The following is a 5,269-nucleotide window of genomic DNA, read 5'->3' as shown; positions in this document are numbered from 1 at the left end:
GAACAAGACCCATAACTCGTCTGGCACCAACCGCTCGATGAGATCCGTCATGCACGGCTCAACGAACGATCACACCATAAGAAACGACGTCTAAGCCACGCCTGGGGGATCCGCCGACTCCCGGTGCGCGCCTACTCCTGAGCAGTGCGATAGGTCGAATCTCCGCACGTCAGCCCAGCGGGTGAGCAGCATTTACTCATGACGTGCCCGTGGCTGCAGCACACCATAAAGTTCAAGAACAGGTACACCCCGATTGAAACACGATCGGTCCAGAGCGAGATGGTCGCCATGGGCAGAACGGCAGAATCTCCGGCTGCAGCATCAGCCCGACACGTAAGTCAGCGCCGGACTCAGACTCAGTTGTGTCCGCCCGGTTCGCTAAACCCCCTGCATTGGTGCGTGAGCCAAAGGAGAACGGCGTACCGAGCTAGTGCTGCCCGACAGGACTGCAGAATGAGTCGTGCAGCAACTTACCAATCCTGCGCAGGGCCGACTGCCCCCGTTGTCGCGGCCTGCCGTGATGAATGGGGCGCGATATGACCGTCATTCCAGGCGTCCGGCCGGAAGGTGCGGGCACCTGCACCTTCACTTCGCTCGGCACGCGTTGCAAAGCAGAGGAGCTCTCTCGCTGCCAGCTGCGTTGGGTTGCCCAGCAGGCAGTTGGTGGCCCGAGTCGTGAACCTGTCCAGGTTGACATGCTGCGTCGGTGGGCCAGCATGCTGATCGACGCGATCCTGGCTTTCCACAATGAGATGGAACAGACACCCGGGCCCCATCCACGTCTGTGGCAGCGACGACTGGCCCAGGTAACTGAGCAGGGTCTGCGGGTGGTTACTGGCGGACTTCCGGCACACCGGTGGCTTGTCCATGCCCGTCACCGCACCCAGATTCGTGCCGCCGACTACGCGCTGGACCGAGAACTCTACCGATTCTGGGTACCTAACTTGGTAGACACGGTCTGTGACCTCATCAGCCAGGCTCCTGCATGTGCCGCGCAGGCCATCTACCACTGGAAAGCTCCGGCCACCGCAGCTCATCTGCTAGAAGCACGTCACAGTCTCCAGCACGCCAGCCTACATTTGACCTACTCCATCGACCCTTTCAGGGGCATTCACCGAAGTCGGCGTGGAGCCCGCGCGTCCCGGCAAGGCTGATGAATGCCATGCCTTTCACAGTGCGCTGAGTCTGGGTCCCCCAGCAGGTCCCCCCGTGGCCGTTCTGGCTGCCCCGCAATGGGCGCCCGGCCTTTCTGGGCCGACATGACTTGCTCGGCCCGCCGATCGCATGGCTTGAGGGGGCGGCGCCGGGCTCGGGGGCGTTGGCAGACCGCTGGTTAACGCCTCTGTGTGTAAAGCAGGGGTGGCGAGTCTCGGCGCTGCCGACCCGTTTCATGAGTCGGCAGACCACATGAGAGGGGCCTGGTCTGAGGGTCCGGCGCGTCGGCGAGCGTATGTCTTCGATGATCTTGCGGTGGTGGCTCCTGCCCTCGGCCGCCATCGTTCCTCAGCTTACGAGCTGGTGCGTGATTGCGGTGGAGATGCACGGTCCTGAGCTGGTGGTTTCGTCAGGTGGTGGTGTTACGGTCGGAGACGAGGCCGGCGATGGCCCTGTAGGTGTCGGGCGGGGCATCTCGTCGGTGCGTCCAGCGGGTCAGCTGCTTCCAGCGTTTGTGGTCGGCGAGCGCGTGCTCGACGGTGATGCGTTTCGATGAGTGGCTGTGCCGGGCCTCTTCTCTGGCGGCGTGTGCGTGCGGCAAAGCGATCTTGTTCGGCTTTCTGGGCGGTGTGACCGCTTGGCCAGGGTGGTCGCGCCGGAGCCCGAGGCAGCCGTCGTCCAGCAGCACTTCCACCTCCGGGAAGTACTGGGAACAGACGCCGATGCCTTCGTTGCGTGCGGCGGTCGCGTCATGCATACGCCCAGGCCGCGGGGCATCGCTCCAGAGCGTGCGGCCCTGGCGATCAGTGGTGACGGTGACTTTCTTCGTGTTCTGCTTCTTCTTGCCCGAGACGAACGCGCGGCGTCCGCCGCGGCCGGCCAGGGGCCTGCGGACCTGGACTTCGGTAGCGTCCAGCCGCAGCTCGGCGCCTTCGGCCCGGGCATAGGCGAATACATCGGCCAGGCCTCGAAGCCGCAGGCCAGGACGGTCGGGAACAGCGCATCCCCCCTCGGCCAGAAGCGCCCGTATCTCCGATGGCCCGGGTGACGGTGGAACGGCCGGCACCGAAGAGCAGAGCGAGGACCGAGTGCGGCAGATCGTGCCGCAGATGGATCAGCGTGGCGACCAGCCGGTCCACGAATACCAGCCGATGCCTGGCGCCGGCACCCGCAGCCCGTCTCCTGGCCCCGCCACGTGCCTCATGGCGGCGGCCCCCGACACCGGCTTGCCACGGGCCGGCCAACTCCTCGACTGGAAAAGCGAGATGTTGACGGGAGATACCAGTGAACAACCGATGCGCGAGAACCGTCCGCCTGGCCATGATCGTCACAGCCCGGATCATGCCACCCACGGCACGGACACTCACCCGCAATCACGCACCAGCTCGTTAGTATTCCAGCAGCGGATCGTGTCCTGAGCTGGCGGTTGTCGTTGTCAGGTCATGGTGGGGACGGTTGAGGCCCGGTTGCGGGCTGTGGAATTGGAGTCGATGTTCGCTCGGGTGTCGGGCCGGTTCGGCCGGGTGGATCTGCGGTGGCGGATGCGGGACTATCTGCGGGCACTGCTGGCACCGGTGGCGAGGAAGAACGGCTGGCAGCTGGCCGAATACGCAGGCCGCCACCGCACTCCGGACAGGTTCCAGGGGCTCCTGAACTCCAGCGCCTGGGACGCGGACGCACTGCGTGACGACGTTCGCGACTACGTAGCCGGCAAGCTCGGTCCGGGTGGTGTGCTGATCATCGACGACACTGGGTTCATCAGGAAGGGCACCACCTCGGCCGGGGTGGGCCGGCAGTACACCGGCACCTCAGGGAAGATCGACAACTGTCAGATCAGCGTGTTCGCCGCCTATGCCACTGGCCGCGGACGGGCTCTGGTGGACCGGGAGTTGTATTTGCCCAAGGCCTGGACTTGCGACCGGGAACGGGGCCGCGCCGCGAAGATTCCCGACGAACGCCAGTTTGCCACGAAGGGCGAACTCGCGAAGGCGATCGTGACCCGGTCGCTGGCGGCGGGCCTGTCGGCGGACTGGGTGACGGCGGACGAGGCCTACGGTCAGGAGTGGAGGTTCCGGCGTCTGCTCGAGGAGCTCGGCGTGGGCTATGTGGTCGCGGTCCCGAAATCACAGCAGGTCAAGAGTCTGGCCGGATTCTGGCGGATCGACGAGCTGATCGCCCAGGCACCTGAGGAGGTCTGGCAGCGGCACTCCTGCGGTATCGGCGCCAAAGGCCCGCGAGTCTACGACTGGGCCGGCGCGAAGCTGCCCGCCATCAGTTTCTTCGACGGTGATAAACCACCCATCAACGGTGGGTCCTGGCCCGCCGGAGCCTGACCCGGCCGGACGAGATCGCCTACTACTTCGACTACGCGCCCGTGACCTGCACCGTTGCCAACCTGGCGCGGGTGGCCGGGATGCGGTGGGCGATCCAGGAATGCTTCCAGCCCGCGAAGAACGAATGTGGCCTGGACCTGTACGAAGTCCGCCGATACATCGGCTGGTACCGGCACATCACCCCCGCCATGCTCGCCCACGCCTTCCTCGTCGGCCTCGCCGCCGACGAGGCGACAAAAGGGGCTGCAGAAACGAGCCCACCTGCGGCGTCTCCGCCCTCACCGTGGCAGAGGTCCGACGGCTCCCGGAACATCTCCTGCCCCCGACCAGAACCCAGCGCGATCCTCGAGATCACGCACTGAACTGGACCCACTGGCGACGCCGCCGACAAGCCACCGCGCCCGTCGGCACGCCACCGTCGGCGCACTGGCCGTGACTGCGGACCCTCGACCCAGGACTCCACACCCAGCAGGAAGAAGCCAGCTTGTTCTGCTCTCTCGTACCATCACCGCAGTTGGCTGGGCCCCTGTAACCATAGAGGGATTTCCCGACCCGGTCGGTCGTATACAGGCTGCCAACGCGAGACAAGCTAGGACGAAAGACCGTGTGGTCAGTCCTCATGCTGGTGCCAACACAGCACGAGGACTGACCACAACCTCACTGCCCAGGGGTTGTCAGCGAGGCTGGCAAGCTGGTGAACGTGGGGCGTCACCGAGCTTTAGGTGAGTATGGCAGAGGAAATGTCTGCGACGCGCCAGATCCCAGTGCTGCAACTACTCAACTTCTACTCAGTCCTCAGCGCAGTCATGTCATCCATTGCTGGAGCGGGTGCACAACCTGCTTGCCGTATCGCGCACACGGGCCGACAGAAAGGCTAATTACATCTTGTCGGATGAGGATCGCGCTTGTGAGTAGGCCCGGCATCATGCCGCACCCCAGGCATGGAGTCCTTCTGCGTCGGATCACCCTGACCTGCGGGAGAGTGCCTCTGACAAGGACATCGCGCTTCGACTCGGCTCAGCCGCACATGCGGTGGGCCGGTGACGGGCACGGCTTGCCGAGCATCGGGCCACCGAGCTGGGAGATTGGCCCTGCTTGGCAGCCCGCAGTCGTGCACGGCCGAACATGTAGCCGTGTTGATCGCCAGGACACTGGAGCCGACAACTCGATCGATGGGCGGGAGGCAGGCCTTTCGTCGACAAGGTCCACGCCGGAGTCTGCCTCTGTCTGGATCCGCCAGAGCGAGCGCGGGATCCTTGTTTATGGACGAGAAATGCCAGATCCAAGCTGTACCGCTCGCAGTTCGTGGTGCCAAGGAGGCCTGGCGTACCGCAACGGGCCATACATGACTGCACCGGCGCCAGGCACGACCGCGCTGTAGGTCGAGCTGGATGTGGCCGGAGGGAAGGTGATCCCCTCACTGCACGGCCGTGGCGAGCAGTTTGAAGTGCTCACCGGCTCGGAAAGGAGGTTCTGGCCGGTCTCCCGGGCTCAGCCATGAAGCGCTGGTTGGCCGCCCACCAGCAAACAAATACCACGCGGCGTCCCACAAACCGTCCCGTCCAGGTCCTGGAACAGGAAATTCGGATCTGAGTCCCATGGAACACCGATCCCAAGCCATGCGTCTGAACCAAGGGCACAGACGAGATCCTCCGACGCCTAGTCTCGTATCCCAGAGAGTTGCCGACTGAACCTCTTTCATCCTGAATAGTTGCAGGTCAGCAGGGTGTGGATGGCTTGGACGATGCGGCTGACGCGGCGGGTGGAGCAGCGTGCTCTGC

The 5,269-nt window shown here is 64.6% G+C and carries 2 pseudogenes; one reads left to right on the top strand and one right to left on the bottom strand.

Annotation, left to right across the window (positions count from 1 at the left end):
- Nucleotides 1-1,564 precede the first annotated feature (1,564 nt).
- A pseudogene (locus ACFQ79_RS40200) lies at nucleotides 1,565-2,477 on the bottom strand (transposase family protein).
- 120 nt (nucleotides 2,478-2,597) lie between these two features.
- Between ACFQ79_RS40200 and ACFQ79_RS40195 the strand changes: the two are divergent.
- Nucleotides 2,598-3,850, top strand: a pseudogene (locus ACFQ79_RS40195) (IS701 family transposase).
- The last annotated feature ends 1,419 nt before the right edge of the window (nucleotides 3,851-5,269 follow it).

Origin of the sequence: Streptomyces sp. NPDC056480, assembly GCF_042795405.1 — a bacterium.
Taxonomy (GTDB): Bacteria; Actinomycetota; Actinomycetes; order Streptomycetales; family Streptomycetaceae; genus Streptomyces.
The sequence above is the reverse complement of the archived record's forward strand: the minus strand, read 5'-3'. Positions and strand labels throughout refer to the sequence as shown.